Origin of the sequence: Acinetobacter sp. 2JN-4 (genome assembly GCF_003687745.1) — a bacterium.
Taxonomy (GTDB): Bacteria; Pseudomonadota; Gammaproteobacteria; order Pseudomonadales; family Moraxellaceae; genus Acinetobacter; species Acinetobacter halotolerans.
Genome location: NZ_RDNY01000001.1, coordinates 1 through 15,479, shown reverse-complemented (window position 1 = coordinate 15,479; position 15,479 = coordinate 1). Strand labels below are relative to the sequence as shown.

Genomic DNA, 15,479 nt, shown 5'->3' with positions numbered 1-15,479 from the left:
AAAATGAATATTATGCTTTTCATTCTAGGTGTATAGCTCAGTTGGTTAGAGCGCTACGTTGACATCGTAGAGGTCAGCAGTTCGAGTCTGCTTATACCTACCAAAATTCACTGTGAAAACAGTATATTAAAGCCCACTCAAAAAGTGGGCTTTTTTGTTTTCGGGGGGATTTCGGGGTATTTTCGGGGAACTCAATCCTGTTTTAATGTGAATAAGTACAATAAATCGCCGTGTTTAGAATTTAAAAAATCATCTAAAACTGACTCGTTGCGGCTTCGGTTCTTCATGTCCTTGTAGGTAATGATCCGTCATTTTTTCAGTCGCATGACCAGCCAATGCCTGAGCATAAGCTTTGCCATATTTCTCGGTAATATTGAAAATACCTAGCGCACGTAGATCATGAAAAGATGGTCTTTGTCTCGGCTCTAAATGATCACATGCACCCGACAAATCCCGATACTTTTGGAATTGCTTGGTGAGGTGATCTTCAGTCACAGCAAATGCGTGTAACTTCACAGCTCGGTTATGCGCTGTGATGCGAACAGGACGAGTCGCAATGAGGTAAGGGCAGTTCAAACGGAATGAATTTTCAAGGCACTTCACCACAGCTTCCGCCAGTTCAGGATGCATATCCACTTCGATATAGATCGGCTTGTCATAATTTAATGACTTGTGCTGCAACACGGTAAATGTATTTTCTTTCACATTCACCGCAGTGCGTAACAATGCCACTAGATCGCCACGGCGTTGAGTTGAATGCAGTGCTAAGTCGATTGCATACTTCAACCAATCAGGGCTAACAGCGCGTATTTGAGCAAGCGTTTCATTGCTCAGTCGTTGCCGTGTTTTCTTCGGTCGAATCGGTTTTAAAGTTTTCTCAGCGATGTTGTCATTCGCCCAACCATTTGCCACAAAGTATTTAAATATGTCGATCAGTAAGGAACGATGCTTTTCTGCTTGGAACGGCGTTTGTTCTTTTAAATAAGTGGCCAACATATTTAAAGTGATTTCATTGCAATAGATCGAGCCCCAAGTTTCGATGTATTTGTCACAGTTGGCATTGATAATGGTCAATGTCGATTTGGCATAAGTCTTTTCAGAGAGTCGCAGTTGTAGGAACTCTTTCAATCCATCTTCAAAGCTTGGAATGTTGGTTGTGATTTTACGGTTGGTCTCTAGTATTTTTGCGACGATATCAGGATGTCTGTCCAATGCCGCATTTAAAGCCATCGCCGCGACGATAGCTTCATTACGATCTTTGCCGAGTGATTTGCGTTGTCCATTTGGCAACATATAACGATAGTAGATCGTACCATTCGACTTTTTATCAATCTCGACATGGGGTGGGAGGTCGAGGCTCCCTGTTCCGCGTGGTCGTGGTGTCATATCATATCTCAGCTAATATTCGATCTGCGATCGGATTGCCAGTTACTGGTGGAGAGTCCAATGCAATTTTGGGTGTATCGCTGTTGTAGTAGAGTGGTGCGCCCCAAGATGTGCATTCGATATACCATTGTGTTCCAATTTTCTTGCCACTCAACCAACCGCGTTGGATGTGGCTAATGAGAGTTGCACGGCATGGTCGAGACTCTTCATCTGTCCAATATTTTTCAGCAAAGATAGTGAGCTTAACTCGTTTGATATTAGTCGCCATTTGGAGTTACCTCCTTATCGCATTTGCATGTGCCGAATAGGGCATACGTCAATGCATTTGGCGCATCACTTGGAGAAACATTAGAGATATTTCTGAGGTAAGTTTTTTTACCGACATTGATTTCGCAAACATCACCTGTGATGGCTTTTACTGTACCTTGCTTTGATGAAAAACGTGCAGTTCTTGAGGTTTGGTATGTGGTGGTAAAGCTAACGTCATCGCCAACTTTAATGTTTGAGCAATCTACTGGAATGTATTTATCACAGCTTTCACAGCGGTAATCATAAGTAGCCATGTTCTTACCCTCCAATCACTACATAGCAAAAATGGATGAAAAGCCAGAGTAAAAAGGCGAGTAGGGCAAAGAGGCTAAACTCTTTGAGGTTGGTGTATATGATTTTCCGAACTGGCAGACGAAGATCTGCCGCAGTTGGATGTTGAAAAAGAATAGGTGTCGTTTGACTGTGTATAGGCTTTTGTTTCATACTTATCTCGCTTTAATGCAAAGCCCCGTCGCCGTCCAAAGTGAAGGGGCTTTTTGTTGTTTGCAAGATGCATATTAGGCATGCCTAACAAATAAGTCAACATAAATTAGGCATGCTTTATTTTTTTATAAGTTAGATTTTCCGATCAACTTATTTTTGAATGTTCTAGTTCCATTTAAGTATTCTATTCTATTAGCACTTTCTAATACTGGGAATAATTCAGATGTTGCACAGATAAGTTGAAACGGTTTTGTAAGGTTTTGGCAAGTTTCAAAAATAATTTTTTGTAAATTTTCTGCTCTATCATTTTCAAGCCCTCCATCATTGATTCCATCAAGTACAAAAAAATGTGGAACACGAATACTATCATCTTGATCAGCTAATTGAAGTAAAGCTAAATGAAATAGATGTCTTAGAACTATCGTTGAACTTTGAGAAAAATGACTAGTACCATTAACCATAATTCTATTATCTTCAAAAACAACTTCTACTTTATTATTTGGATCAAGAAACTCTTCTTGAATACCAATGTCTTTTGCAAGAAGATTTTTCAAGTTTAAGTTCAAATTATTTAAAATTCTGGTTAATTTATGTTTTGCATCATTTGTCATACGTTCAATAGTTCTTACAATGCTATTTAGAGTCTCTTGAAGATGATTTCTTCTCACTTCTAAGGATTTTATTTCTTTAGCAATCTCCAATCTTTTTTCAATGTTTTTTAACTCGCTATCAATTTCTCCTAGTTCTTTATAGGATTGAAAAAGTTCTAACTCATAAGAAGTATGCCAACGATTTGTTAGCAAATCGAACTCTTGCTTTTTTTGGCTAAATAAGAGTTTTTGCTCATTTAGAGACTTAACAGTACGTAAGTAGTTCTTTCTTTCATCATTAACTAGCTTATTTGTTTCTTGGATTTGGAAATTTAGCTCAGTTTTTAATTGAAGCAAATTGGACTGGTTTATATCTTCAGATACATGTGACTTACATAATTTACATATGTTCTCATCAGTTTCAATTTCAATTTTGCTATGACAACATGGGCAAAAATCAAAAACAATATTAGTAATTAAAGAGTTGCTAGCAATTGAGTTGTTTAATTCGGACATTCTAATTGTTAATTCTTTAGAAAAACTTTCAAGATCTAAAATTTCAATCTCTTGATTTGATAACTGACTTTCTAGAGATAAAACAGCTTTGTTAAGTTGCGTTAATTCGATTTGAGTTCGATTTTGAATATCTTGCTGGTCTGATGCTAATTCTATATCATCATTTTTATTAGTTAATGAAAAAATTTTATCAAGTAATATGTCTTTATTTTTATCAAGAATATTTTTTTCTTCAATGATAAAATCTTCAATCATTTGTTCACTAGATCTTCCTAGAACTTTGAAAATTGATTGTAGCTTGTTTATTGCATCATCGAGTTGCTTGGTTGTTGATTTTTTAAAAAGTTGCTGTTCATATAATTCTCCACTAAATAAACCAAATATATAATCACGAATAGCAAGCCTTTTTTCTACATTGTCCCATTGTTCATGTCTAAATATAGGGAGATGATTATTTGATTGATCAGCATATAGTATTCTAAGAACTTGATGAGTAGTAATAGTTGTTTCAGTAGAAACAGTTTCTGGGTAATTTAAGAAATCAAAAAAAATCTTAGAAAAACCAAACTTTTCATTATACGAACTATAAGGGAATGTATGCCAAAGAGAAGCTTCTGACAACATAGCTTCTTCAATATTTCCATAAAAAATACTAATGGGTAGTTTTCTTTTATTTGATAATTCTCTTGATAAAGTAATTTTATTTTTTTCTATTTCTATTTCAGTTAATACATAAGAGCATTCTTCAACAATAGGATTTAAATCTATATCTTCCCCACCTAAAGAGTGTACTAAAGTATCTAATAATGAGCTTTTACCTGCACTATTTTTTCCATATATCACATTTAATCCTTCTAGAAAACTGATCTCAAGAGCGCAGAATTTATTCTGAAAAACCATCATTTTATTTATTTTAAAATTATTATAATTTGTTGTCATAACGGAACTCCATAAGTGCTGTACGATCTTTTAATCCATCTTTGCCATTAAGCGGGAAATTAATAAAAAAATCTAAAATCAAATTTTCTAGATCTTTGTTTATGAAATTGGAAAATAATGAGTTCGATAGTGCTAAATGTGAAAATTTAGAGCCTTGTGTGTATTCATTTTTTGAACTAATGTAAGATAAATGTTCGTTTGTAACTAAGCTATTTAATACTTTGTCCTGAATAATAGACATTTTTTGTTGTATTAAAAAAGGGGAACGACAAGGTCTATAACTATCATTAATCTTATCTAGTTCAGATCTAATTTTTCTTGCACCAAGATTTTGAGGAAATCTAATACTTCTCATTTGCTTTGGAAAAACCATATAAAAATCAATTATTTTTATACGATCCTTTTCAATTGATTTATCTAAAGAAATTTTGCTCAAGATTTTTAATATTCTGTAAGAACAGTGACTAGCATCAAAAGCAGGATGGTAAATTAACATTTTTTATCCCAACAAATATGGCAATTACCTGCTAAAAAGTATAATAAATGCAGAACACATTCACTACTAGCACCTAAAGGTGTTCCAATAAGTAGGGCCTCTATTGGATAAATAACCTGTTTAAGTATAGCAGTTTCGACATCTTGTATGTCTGCATCATTTTCAATCATAGGGCGAATAATTTGCCCAAAGGTCAATTCTATTCTAGCTAATATTTTTGAAATAAGAAATTGAAAAGCAGGGCTATCTTGATGCTTAGTAATTAGTCTGCTGGCTTTAGATTTATATCTCAACGCACTATCAATTTGATATTTTCTATTAGAATCTAGAAGTTTTTGTTCTAAGCCTCTAGTATCGTGTCGAACTGTACCTTTAAAATGATTTAAATCATCTAATTGGTCTTCAATGTCAATTTCAAAACCAGCATCTAATTTTTTAACAATTTCTAGAAATGGAAATAAAAAAATAGCTCCTTCAGTATTATAAATATTGAAAGTCCGCTTATCCATATCTCTACCAGCAAAATCTCCTCCATTGGTATTAATATTTTCTTGGTTATTCATAAAAACTACCTTGAATAGCTATTACTTGTTTTGAGGTTTATCAGTGTTTTTAAACATGTCTCTACCAGCAAAGTCACCTCCGCCTGTTTTAATGTCTGTTTGTTGAGCATTTGTATAAGAGTTATCTGGATTATTGAAATTTTCATTGTTATCTGAATTTTCTTTAATACTTATCTTTTGATAAACGATAGTGGCTGTTATTCCTGCAAGAAAACCTAAAACAGCACTAATAATTTCACTTATGTATTCCATTTGATTTCTCCTAATCTATTTTATGGAAAATGTATCAATAATAATTTTAATGCCTTGAATTAACTCTTTTGGGAGCTGACCTTTAGAATCTAAAATTATCAAAGATTTAACTAATTGATATATTTCAGGGTTATTAACTTCAAGAAAATTATTCTCTTTATCATTAACTAAGTTTAAATCTATATTTTTATCAGCTGGTTTACCCGAACCAGTAGCTAGCCAAATAGGATTAACATTTAAATATTTGGAAGCTTTTAAAAGATTTTCACCTTCCATAGTTTTTGACTTACCACTGAGCCAATCACTAACAGAAGGTGGCTTTACCCCAACAGCACGAGCAAGATCTACCCCCTTAATTTTTTTAGAAGGGAGTATTTCCATAGCATATTTAAGACGTTCTGCTAATGTTTTCATGATCTTATCCTAACTGTTAGGCAATCCTAACACAAATTAAATTAGGCATGCCTATTGAATATAAATAAGGAATGCCTAATAATGGTTTGTAAATTAGGAGCTAGACATGACAGACAACCAACTTATAGAAGCTTTGGGTGGATGTAACGCCGTTGCTCGCTTATTAGGAATAAAACCTTCCTCTGTAAGTGGTTGGAAAGCTATTCCTACTGATCGAAAAATTCGTTTGGCTGTAATTGCCGAAGAAAATGGAATTAGTACTCGTAAAGAAATCTTTCCAGATACATATGTTGATATTTGGATTGAGTTAAGAGAACCGATTAGAGCCAGCAATATTATTAGGCAAGTCCTCTAATAAAAACGTTCAAAGGAACTCGATATGAACATATTAGATGCTGCTTATAACACTGTGCATGACTACAAAGGCGGCGCATCAGCACTTGCTCCACGTATGGGCATCAAAAGTCCCGCCGTGCTCAACAGCAAAGTCAATCCAAACACAGACACCCATCACTTGACGCTACTCGAAGCCTCAAAACTGATGGCACTTACCAACGACTACCGAATACTGCAAAGCCTCAATGCCCAACACGGCAAAGTGGCAATCAACCTGCCTGACATACCCGAAAGCCGAGACACCGCATTAACCGATCTCGTCCTGACCTTTGGAATGAAAGGCGGAAACGTCTACACGCTATTTAAAGAAATGATGGCAGACGGACGCATCACACGCGGGGAAGCACTAGACATGTCTAGGGTAATCCACCGACTACACGAAATATTGGCAGAACTCGATACGCAGATACACCAGTGCGTAGACGATAAAAAAGAGGTAACCCCATGAGCTTAGATGCAACGATTTGGGCTTGGAAAGCGGAAGTAGAAAGTTCCACACAACGCCTCATATTACTTTCACTTGCAGACCGTGCAGGAGAAGACCACAAATGCTACCCAAGCATTATGCGAATGGTCAAAGACACCAAGATGAACCGCAAAACCATCATCAAAGTATTAGACGACCTAGAACAAAAAGCCCTGATCAAATTTACAGGCAGCATCGTTGGCAACGGCGTAAAAGTTTATCAACTGCTCGGTGTGGTCGGTCGGGAAGATGAAACAACCAGTACCAAAAAGGGGACTAGTGGTAAAAACGGTACTAGTACCAATTTAGGTACAGGTTCCAATATTGGTACTAGTACCGAAAACGGAACAAGTACCAGTACCAAAAACGGTACCGAGACCAGTACCGAAATTGGGACACAGAATCTCCCAAGGAATCTTCCAATAGAATCTAAAAACAAAAAAGACTGGTTTTGCTTGAAAAAACTTCGTGAAGAAATTTCATTGGCGGATGACAGCATCGAACCAGAAACCATCTTGAACGCAAAATGGGCTGAACGAGAAAAACGCGCATTCGAGATTTACAACCAAGACAGATCCCTTTGCGACGCACTGATGAATTTTCACTTTGCCGATTGGTTGCTCAACGCATACCGAAGCAAATATTCAAATGCTGAAAAAACGGGATACAGCAAAAACACCGCATCTGAAAACCCAAAACAGCTCAGTGACAAACAAATTGCGAGCTTTGCTCAGAAACTTGCACACCATCCTGAATTTTCGAGCAAGTACAGTGAACCAGGTGAATCATTTGAAAAACTGGCAGCACGCATCGCCGTAAAACTACAAAACCCAACCCAAGCCAAAAAATGGGAAGGCTACCTGAAGCAAGTCGGATTTAGCGGCAACTTGAAGGAGGCAGCATGATTCCTGAGGGCGCAACACACATCGAAAACGATGGAACATTTTGGCAAAACCAAAACGGCACGTGGTCTTACTGGAGCGACACATTTGGTTGGTGTGGATACATCGGTTCGGTGAATCACATGTTTTTGAATAACAAGATCGAGTTGGGGATGGTGCAAGCATGAAGATCATGATCGGGATAGATACTGGTGTGAATACAGGATTCGCCGTAGCTGCTGACCGTGGTAACGGCGGAGAACTGGAACATGTTGAAAGCCTGTCAATCACACAAGCGATGGCCAAAGTTCAAAAGTACGCTCAAACATGGGGTATCCAAAACATTTGCCTGTATATCGAAGATGCCCGAAAACGTACTTGGTTTACAGGTGGACGTGAAAAGGCACAAGGCGTTGGATCTGTAAAACGAGATGCGCAAATTTGGGAAGACTGGTGCAAAGAGCAGGGCTACACCTACAAGATGATTCACCCCGCAGCCAATGCCACCAAAAAGCAAGCGACTGACTTTATTCGAATGACAGGTTGGAAAGGTCGAACCAATGAACATGCGCGTGATGCGGCCATGTTGGTATTTAAACGATTTGCGAAGTTTTGAGGAGTAGAGAATGAATGCTGCAGTAGTAAACCAACATATCTTGCAAAGTGTGGATTGGACTCGATTTGATTTGGAAGGCTGGCTCTACCAGTTCGGTGCTTGGATGTTATCGGCAATGGGTACATGTGGACGCATTGTTAATCCTATTGCTGTGGCGATGGACAGTGCAGCCAAAGCGAGAAAGTATAAGAAGCTCTCTAAAAAGGAACAGCAACAGATCATTGTTGATTATCTAACAGGGGACTTTGAACCACCTAAGATCAAGAACAGCCGTATAAGCTGCCAAATCAATGATAATGAAGCTCGCGCCGTGCAACGTTTGATATTAGATATGTTTGGTCAGTCTGAGATTATGGATGACTGGATGGATGCAATCATCGGCCGATACTTTTATGGCAATTCATGGGCTGAGATGGTGACAGATGAACGCAGTCAGATGGATGCACGTATGGATGTTAAGTGTGGTTTGGCTGCGTTGCATTGTCGGTATGGGTTTATTGGGTTTTAGCTTAAAACTAATAAAATATTTCTTAAACGTTTTAGTGATTTTTATAAAGCTTTTAAGAAACAATAGTCTAAAACTTACCCTTAAAATCATTAAATGTTTTTAGAATAATATGCAAAATATGGAATAATGGTTTTAAGTTTTATTAGTAAGTGCTGACTGATAATTAACTAAACTCTTTAAGTAGGTACATGAGTACTTACTTACGTACTTAGGTAAAAGGTTTATGTCTGAATCAAATGATACGCATCGTATGACACCTGATCAGTTGAGACAGGCTGGCGAGCTACTATATGGGAATCAATGGCAAAGTGATTTAGCTAGGGCAATTAATGTTGATTCAAGACGAATCAGACAATGGCTATCTGGTCAGAGAGCCGTTCCAGAAGGTTTGTGGTTAGAAATCATCGAACTTTTAAAAAATAATAGTCGTGATACAGCAAGGTATGCTGATAACTTAAAAGATTGCTACGAGTCACTCAAAGAAAAACTATAAATAGTACACTTGACTTGTTCCTAAAATTAGGTACATTATTGCTATGGAAAGCATGCTCACATGGGGCGGCTTAATATCTATAGGTGTGATATATGAGCAATTTAATTTTTAGATCAGTACAGTTGTATCCAGTACAAAGTAGTGATGACCAAATTTGGCTAGGGGCAACCCAAATTGGGTTAGCCTTAGAATATGCTAATCCTGAAACAGCGATTACTAAGTTATTTAATCGGAACTCTGATGAGTTTCGTGATGATATGACGAAATTAATTGAGATAAGTACTACAGGTGGATTACAAAAAGTAAGAATTTTCTCATTACGTGGAGCACATCTTATTGCGATGTTCGCACGCACTGAAGTTGCCAAAGAATTTAGAAAATGGGTGCTAGATATTTTAGAAAAAGAAAGCAAACCAAAATCTTTAACAGATATACGAGATCGCATACCGCTAGCAGAAGCAGTAGGGGTTTTAGTCAGTAAATCTAACTTCAATACAGTTGAAGTTTATAAAATGATTAATCAACGCTTTGATGTGAACAAAGTCGATGAGATTCCACAGGATGTTCTACCTTTCGCAGTTGAGTATGTGCATAACCTAACTGCCGTGGTTGCACGTAGTAATGAACTACAACGCCAAGACCAACATGCTGTTCAACAATTAGTAGAAGCCGTCATCCAACAAAACTTTAAGATGATGGGTGTTTGGAATGCATTGAGATATTTAAACCCAAACGATTTCTTTACATACTCAGGCTTAATCGTTCGCTCTAATCAGCTTGCCCTGAAACTCAGTAAACGATACAACTTGAAAGGGGAAAACGGCGAGCCATTAGTCAGCCAAAATTTCAGACAGGTTTCTTTTTCTAACGGTGAGTTGATGGAGACAAACCCGAATTGGTTTAATGCACCTGCTTAAAGATTTTTTTATAAAAAAATGCTGAGAGAATTGTAAACAAAAAAAAGCGCCGACTCGGAAAAGTTGGCGCTATTTAATTCTATTTAAGCAGAAGCTATGTAAAAAATCAGTTATAAAATCGTATTAATATTATTAAAAATCAAAAATTAAGCATATTGTTTTGTCGACAAATAAGCATTATCTTTACCTCCATGTTTGCAAACATAATAACTTTAACTTAATGAAAATTAATGATTTTTAGGTGTTCCTATGTATATCTTAACTAAAGAAGGTCAAGACGCATTCTCATGTTTCATGGGGAGTTTAATCTCCCAAGTATTTTTAGGGTCTATCTGTATCTATTTGCTTTTTGTAAATGATCAATTGCCTATGTTTACTTTAGATTGGGGCATTCGTCTCATATTTTGTTTAACTATGATCTTATATTTGGGTTACTGGTGCTTTTGTAGTTTTGCAAAATTTATAAGACCACTAAATGAGGAACTAAATAAAAGAATTGAAGAACTTGAGATTGAAATGATACAGGATAATTCTCTTAAACAAGCCATAAAGAATTTGTTTAGAAAAACTCGATTAGCGTGGAAACATGATCGAGTAATATTTTGGCAAATTTTTAGATTATTAATAGCAATTGAAGTTCCAGCAATCTTTCTAATATTTGCCTCCGCTATTGGAGCAGCTCAGATTGCTATAGCACTTGGATGGAGTTAAATTAAATTTTCGGGTGATTGACATTTGTAGCTTATAGGCTACAATCTAGATAAGCAAAACGAGGTTGTCATGTATCAGGTACTTTTAACAGATGAATTTGATCAGTGGTTAAATGGACTACGTGATAACCCAACCAAACGAAGATTGGCTCGCCGGTTAGAGAAAGCTCAATCTGGAAACCTTGGTGATACAAAGCCAGTAGGTGAGGGTGTTTGGGAGATGCGAGAATTCTTTGGTCCTGGTTGGCGTATGTATTACATACAACATGGCGATGTGATTATTGTCATGTTAGGTGGAGGTGATAAATCCACTCAACAACGAGATATAGCCAAAGCCATTGAACTGTCTAAAACATTGGAGGATTAGATCATGGTTAAAATCTCTGAGCTTAAACGCTTTGATATGGCAGACCACTTAGATAGTGAAGAAGCGATCGCTGATTATCTTTCAATGATTTTGGAAGAAGATGATCCAGAGGCATTTATTCAAGCTTTAGGTACTGTTGCTCGTGCAAGAAGTATGAAAGAAATTGCAGAAAAAACAGGCTTAAACCGTGAAAGTTTATATAAAGCATTATCAGGTGACTCAAGCCCTCGTTATGAAACGATTGCTAAAGTGGTAGGTGCATTGGGATTAAAAATAGCGATTGTCCCACAAACTGTCCATTAATTTCATAACTTGACCTTGTACAAAGGGTATGGCATATTCATGTTACGTTGGAATTTTTATATTCAAAGCCAACATGAAAAGCTCGCATTTTGCGGGTTTTTTTGTTGATAATATTTATTCATTTCATTAGTAAAACTTAATTATTCGCCTTGTTTGGTTAAGTTGGGTTAATTACAGCCAATGCTAAAGGATTTCGTCATTGATAAAATCGAACAGTAGTGCACCAATGAGTGGGCTGCATTTCAGACTTCAGTGATATTCACTAGACCTACATCATTTTGGTGTAGGTTTTTTCTATTATAACTTTCATTCTTTTAGAGCATTTTCCACAGTTTGAGTTAACCAATTAATGTGATTTAGTTATTGTATATTTCAAGCAAAATTGTTGCTATGGTAGGGTGTCGAATTATATGAATTATCAAAATTATGAACTCAGACATTACTTTTGAAGAAGTTGTGAAACGCTCAATTAAAATTAGAGAGCGTTATCATGAGTTGGAAAGACAAAACCACAATGCAGAATGGACAGTTCAAGAAGATGCGCTAGCTTTTCTATCTGATGCTGGTTTAGTTGGAAGGTTAACTATGGCTCAAACAGGTAAATGGGTGCATAGTGGTAACACGAAAGAAGAATTGACACATAAATTAGGAGAATGTGTTTGGTGGTTAGCAATATTGTCAAATGAGTTAGATATTAATTTGACAGATGCCACTGAATATTTTCTAAGTAAAACTGAAAAGATTTGAAATGAATAGCCTCCTTTGGGAGGTTTTTTTATGCCAAACAGATTACGGCATACGAAGCCCTGCTAACACAGATGTGATAGCGGGGCTTTTTCTTTTTCATATTCGAGGATCAATCTATGAAGTTTGTAAATTGTCAGGGTTGTGAACAACGGAGGAAATGGCTGCATGACCGAGCAAAACAATCAATCAGTTCTATCCAGCGAGCAATTGACGCTCTCTCAAGTGTTGGAACAAAACAACCAGATCCTAAAGCAAAACAACCTACTGATCGTAAATCAAAACGAACTGATCAAAGTGATAAAGCAGTTAGTGCTGATCAACACTAACCAATCTCATCACATCCAAGAACTTATATGTTTGATTACGGATGAGTCAAAGGGTGAGGATCAGCATCAATCTTTGGATGACTAATGATGTCAAGACCATGCCGAGAATATGGATGCCCCAATCTTGTTAAAACACGAGACCAGAAAGGCTACTGTGATAATCACGCCAGCAAGCGAAGCAATTGGAACAAACGCCCACAACGATTAGGATCAACCACAGAGCGTGGATATGGACATGCATGGCGATTGCTGCGTGAGCAGGTGTTGCGCCGTGATGATTATCTTTGTGTGACTTGTGCGGCCAATGGTTACATCGTTGAAGCAACAGACGTGGATCATATCGTTGCCAAGGAACATGGCGGTAAGGATGACTTAGTTAACCTCCAATCGCTTTGTTCGCCGTGTCACAAAGAGAAAACGGCAAATGAAGACAGTAAAAACATCGCCGTGATGGTAGGGGGCACCCGAAAAGTTCAGACCTTTGCCCCTAAATGACCGCCCCCCAAGTCACATTTTTACGTGCGCGAAATTAAAAATTCAGGGTATTGACAAATGAGTGGAATTGCATCTGTTCCTGGGCGAGGTAGAAAGCCCAAACCGCAAGAGACCAAACAGGCATCTGGGAACAAAGGTAAGCGACTGCTCAATAATAATGCGCCTGAGTTTTCTGAAGTTACAGATATCGAGGTTCCTGAGTACATCACTCCAATGGAGCATGCAGCCATGATGTGGCGTTCGGTGATTCCAGAGTTACTGAAAAACAAAGTGCTTCGGATTACTGATATGCACAATGTTGAAGCTTTCTGTATTGCTTACCACAACTGGCGTTCAGCCCAAAAAGAAGTAGCTTTGTTCGGGGTTACGATGACAAATGATCAAGGTGGCGTTATAAAAAATCCGGCTTTAACAGTGCTAAACGAAGCATCAAAACAGATGGTTACTTTCGGTTCATTGCTGGGTTTGGATCCGTCATCTCGTAGTCGTTTAACTGGTGGAAATGGCAAACCAAAAGATAACCCGTTTGCAAAGGTATTGAATATGTGACGAGGTAGAAATGACAGCTTTCCCAAACGTCGACATAGCAAACAAGTGGGCAAAGCAAGTTGTTTCAGGAAAAATACCTACGTGCAAATGGGTAAAACTGGCTTGTCAGCGCCATTTAAATGACTTAATTCACGCTAAAAAGAAAGAATTTCCATATAAATTTGAGCCTAAATTGGCTGAAAAGAAGATCGCTTTCATTGAATTGCTACCCCATACCAAGGGTGAATGGGCAATGAAGAGAATGAAGATATCGCTTGAACCTTGGCAAAAGTTTGGAATTGCTTGCACCTTTGGATGGACGCGAAAAAAGGATGGATTCCGACGTTTCAGGGAGAGTTATTGGGAAGTACCTCGTAAGAATGGTAAATCAGCGATTGCTGCTGGTGTCGCTCTTAACATGTTTGCGAATGATGGTGAGTTCGGTTCAGAAGTCTATGCTGGTGCTACGACAGAGAAGCAAGCTTGGGAAGTATTTAAACCTGCAAGATTAATGGCCGTTCGATCTCCTGAATTTATTGAAGCGGCAGGCATTTTGATCAATGCTGGAAGTCTAGAAATACCAGATCAGGGTTCAGTTTTTGAACCAATCACAGGTGATCCACCAGATGGTCAGTCACCACACTGCGCTGTAGTTGATGAGTTCCATGAACATCAGACTTCATCGCTATATGACACGATGCAAACAGGTATGGGTGCTCGCCGTCAGCCAATGATCTTCACGATTACCACAGCAGGTTTCAATATCGAGGGGCCTTGCTACGATCTACGTGGACGAGTGCAGGAAATGCTGTTGGGTACGGTACCCGATGATGAGCTTTTCGGTTGGATTTGGACCATTGATGATGGGGATGATTGGACTGATCCAAAGGTGTTGGCCAAAGCCAATCCAAATTATGGCGTTTCTGTCTACGGTGATTATCTAGAATCACAGCAGCGTCGAGCAATACAGAATGCATCTAAACAAAACGCATTTAAGACCAAGCATCTAAACGTTTGGGTATCTTCTCGAACTGCCTATTTCAACATGGAAAAGTGGCAAGGTTGTACGGATAAAAACCTTAAATTTGAAGATTTTTTCACTGTTCCATGTTTAATGCCAATCGACTTGGCATCCAAGATAGATATTTGTGCTCGAATCAATTTGTTCTACAGGATTGAGGATGGGAAATTACATTACTACTGCATTGATCCTCGCTTCTATCTGCCAGAAGACACTGTGATGAACGGTGAGGAAAAACAGGTAATTGATCGGTATCAGAAATGGATGAATCTAGGGTTTTTAGAAGTTCATGATGGTTATGAAAATGATTTTACGCTTGTTGCAAGTGATCTGATTAACGATGCCAGTAAAGTACCTCTGACTGAGGTTCCTTATGATGAGTGGGGTGGTTTTCAGGTCGCACGTGACATTACAGATGCGGGATATGAGGCAGTGAAAATTCCTAAGAATGTGAAAACCTTTTCACCGGCGATGAAAGAACTGGTCGCAGCGATCTCATCTGGACGTTTTCATCATGATGGTAATCCGATTTTATCTTGGATGATCGGAAACGTAATTAGTAAGCCTGATGCCAATGAAAATGATTTTCCTCGTAAAGAGAAAAGTGCAAAGAAGATTGATGGTGCTGTCGCATTATTGATGGGTATCAGTCGTATTTTAGCTTTAACGAGCCAGAAACAAGAATCGAATTTATCTCAACACTTGGAGAAACACGGGGTTAGAAGATTGTAATGAATTTATTATCAAAAATGGGGGCGTTTCTTGGTTTCAAGAATTCGCCCTCAATCATTTCTAG

Annotated in this window: 22 protein-coding genes, 1 tRNA gene and 1 pseudogene; 16 read left to right on the top strand and 8 right to left on the bottom strand. The window is 37.8% G+C overall.

Annotated features, from left to right (window positions below):
• Window positions 1-26 precede the first annotated feature (26 nt).
• Window positions 27-103: transfer RNA gene (locus tag EAH57_RS00125), tRNA-Val, on the top strand.
• Window positions 104-249: 146 nt separating this feature from the next.
• Here the strand turns inward: EAH57_RS00125 and EAH57_RS00120 are convergent.
• From EAH57_RS00120 to EAH57_RS16065, 8 genes and pseudogenes are all read right to left on the bottom strand, one after another.
• Window positions 250-1,386 (bottom strand): phage integrase Arm DNA-binding domain-containing protein, encoded by a 1,137-nt coding sequence (locus tag EAH57_RS00120; RefSeq protein ID WP_121928336.1) that lies wholly within the window; start codon window positions 1,384-1,386, stop codon window positions 250-252.
• Between the two features lies 1 nt (window position 1,387).
• Window positions 1,388-1,654 (bottom strand): hypothetical protein, encoded by a 267-nt coding sequence (locus EAH57_RS00115; RefSeq protein ID WP_121928335.1) that lies wholly within the window; start codon window positions 1,652-1,654, stop codon window positions 1,388-1,390.
• A complete protein-coding gene (locus EAH57_RS00110) occupies window positions 1,644-1,949 on the bottom strand; it encodes a hypothetical protein (RefSeq protein WP_121928334.1) in 306 nt (101 codons plus the stop codon). The genes EAH57_RS00115 and EAH57_RS00110 overlap by 11 nt, the downstream gene beginning before the upstream one ends.
• Window positions 1,950-2,264: 315 nt before the next feature.
• On the bottom strand, window positions 2,265-4,184 hold the full coding sequence (locus tag EAH57_RS00100) for an AAA family ATPase (RefSeq protein WP_121928332.1): 1,920 nt from the start codon (window positions 4,182-4,184) through the stop codon (window positions 2,265-2,267).
• Window positions 4,168-4,680 carry an ABC-three component system middle component 5 gene (locus EAH57_RS00095; protein WP_121928331.1) on the bottom strand — a complete coding sequence of 171 codons (513 nt, stop codon included), beginning with the start codon at window positions 4,678-4,680 and terminating at the stop codon, window positions 4,168-4,170. Before EAH57_RS00095 ends, EAH57_RS00100 begins: the two co-directional genes overlap by 17 nt.
• Window positions 4,674-5,243, bottom strand: a complete 570-nt coding sequence (locus tag EAH57_RS00090; protein ID WP_121928330.1) for an ABC-three component system protein — start codon at window positions 5,241-5,243, stop codon at window positions 4,674-4,676. The genes EAH57_RS00095 and EAH57_RS00090 overlap by 7 nt, the downstream gene beginning before the upstream one ends.
• Window positions 5,244-5,264: 21 nt before the next feature.
• Window positions 5,265-5,495 (bottom strand): hypothetical protein, encoded by a 231-nt coding sequence (locus EAH57_RS00085; RefSeq protein ID WP_121928329.1) that lies wholly within the window; start codon window positions 5,493-5,495, stop codon window positions 5,265-5,267.
• Between the two features lie 183 nt (window positions 5,496-5,678).
• Window positions 5,679-5,909 (bottom strand): annotated as a pseudogene (locus EAH57_RS16065) (helix-turn-helix domain-containing protein); the annotation flags it as partial.
• A gap of 106 nt (window positions 5,910-6,015) precedes the next feature.
• Here EAH57_RS16065 and EAH57_RS00075 point away from each other — a divergent pair.
• The 15 genes from EAH57_RS00075 (at window position 6,016) to EAH57_RS00005 (ending at window position 15,415) form a co-directional block, all read left to right on the top strand.
• Entirely contained in the window at window positions 6,016-6,264 is a 249-nt protein-coding gene (locus tag EAH57_RS00075; protein ID WP_121928327.1) for a Cro/CI family transcriptional regulator, read from the top strand.
• A gap of 24 nt (window positions 6,265-6,288) precedes the next feature.
• Window positions 6,289-6,753, top strand: coding sequence for a phage regulatory CII family protein (locus EAH57_RS00070; RefSeq protein ID WP_005053186.1), 465 nt, complete (start codon window positions 6,289-6,291; stop codon window positions 6,751-6,753).
• The gene (locus EAH57_RS00065) at window positions 6,750-7,676 is read left to right on the top strand and encodes a helix-turn-helix domain-containing protein (protein ID WP_121928326.1); all 927 of its coding nucleotides are present in this window, start codon (window positions 6,750-6,752) and stop codon (window positions 7,674-7,676) included. The genes EAH57_RS00070 and EAH57_RS00065 overlap by 4 nt, the downstream gene beginning before the upstream one ends.
• A 160-nt stretch (window positions 7,677-7,836) precedes the next feature.
• Window positions 7,837-8,268, top strand: a complete 432-nt coding sequence (locus EAH57_RS00060) for a hypothetical protein (protein ID WP_121928325.1) — start codon at window positions 7,837-7,839, stop codon at window positions 8,266-8,268.
• Between the two features lie 10 nt (window positions 8,269-8,278).
• Window positions 8,279-8,776 (top strand): hypothetical protein, encoded by a 498-nt coding sequence (locus EAH57_RS00055; RefSeq protein WP_121928324.1) that lies wholly within the window; start codon window positions 8,279-8,281, stop codon window positions 8,774-8,776.
• A gap of 223 nt (window positions 8,777-8,999) precedes the next feature.
• Window positions 9,000-9,269 carry a transcriptional regulator gene (locus tag EAH57_RS00050; RefSeq protein ID WP_121928323.1) on the top strand — a complete coding sequence of 90 codons (270 nt, stop codon included), beginning with the start codon at window positions 9,000-9,002 and terminating at the stop codon, window positions 9,267-9,269.
• 92 nt (window positions 9,270-9,361) lie between these two features.
• Window positions 9,362-10,186 (top strand): Bro-N domain-containing protein, encoded by an 825-nt coding sequence (locus tag EAH57_RS00045; RefSeq protein WP_121928322.1) that lies wholly within the window; start codon window positions 9,362-9,364, stop codon window positions 10,184-10,186.
• Window positions 10,187-10,435: 249 nt separating this feature from the next.
• Window positions 10,436-10,897 carry a hypothetical protein gene (locus tag EAH57_RS00040; protein ID WP_121928321.1) on the top strand — a complete coding sequence of 154 codons (462 nt, stop codon included), beginning with the start codon at window positions 10,436-10,438 and terminating at the stop codon, window positions 10,895-10,897.
• A 69-nt stretch (window positions 10,898-10,966) separates the two neighbouring features.
• Window positions 10,967-11,263: a type II toxin-antitoxin system RelE/ParE family toxin gene (locus EAH57_RS00035; RefSeq protein WP_121928320.1), complete on the top strand. Its 297-nt coding sequence runs from the start codon at window positions 10,967-10,969 to the stop codon at window positions 11,261-11,263.
• A 3-nt stretch (window positions 11,264-11,266) separates the two neighbouring features.
• Window positions 11,267-11,566 (top strand): addiction module antidote protein, encoded by a 300-nt coding sequence (locus tag EAH57_RS00030; RefSeq protein WP_121928319.1) that lies wholly within the window; start codon window positions 11,267-11,269, stop codon window positions 11,564-11,566.
• Between the two features lie 426 nt (window positions 11,567-11,992).
• Window positions 11,993-12,313, top strand: a complete 321-nt coding sequence (locus tag EAH57_RS00025; RefSeq protein WP_121928318.1) for a MazG-like protein — start codon at window positions 11,993-11,995, stop codon at window positions 12,311-12,313.
• Between the two features lie 165 nt (window positions 12,314-12,478).
• The gene (locus EAH57_RS00020; protein WP_121928317.1) at window positions 12,479-12,724 is read left to right on the top strand and encodes a hypothetical protein; all 246 of its coding nucleotides are present in this window, start codon (window positions 12,479-12,481) and stop codon (window positions 12,722-12,724) included.
• Complete coding sequence (locus EAH57_RS00015) at window positions 12,724-13,134, top strand: HNH endonuclease (RefSeq protein WP_416240480.1); 411 nt, start codon at window positions 12,724-12,726, stop codon at window positions 13,132-13,134. Before EAH57_RS00020 ends, EAH57_RS00015 begins: the two co-directional genes overlap by 1 nt.
• Before the next feature lie 57 nt (window positions 13,135-13,191).
• Window positions 13,192-13,683 (top strand): phage terminase small subunit P27 family, encoded by a 492-nt coding sequence (locus EAH57_RS00010; protein ID WP_121928316.1) that lies wholly within the window; start codon window positions 13,192-13,194, stop codon window positions 13,681-13,683.
• Window positions 13,684-13,693: 10 nt separating this feature from the next.
• Window positions 13,694-15,415: a terminase large subunit gene (locus tag EAH57_RS00005; RefSeq protein ID WP_121928315.1), complete on the top strand. Its 1,722-nt coding sequence runs from the start codon at window positions 13,694-13,696 to the stop codon at window positions 15,413-15,415.
• Window positions 15,416-15,479 lie beyond the last annotated feature (64 nt).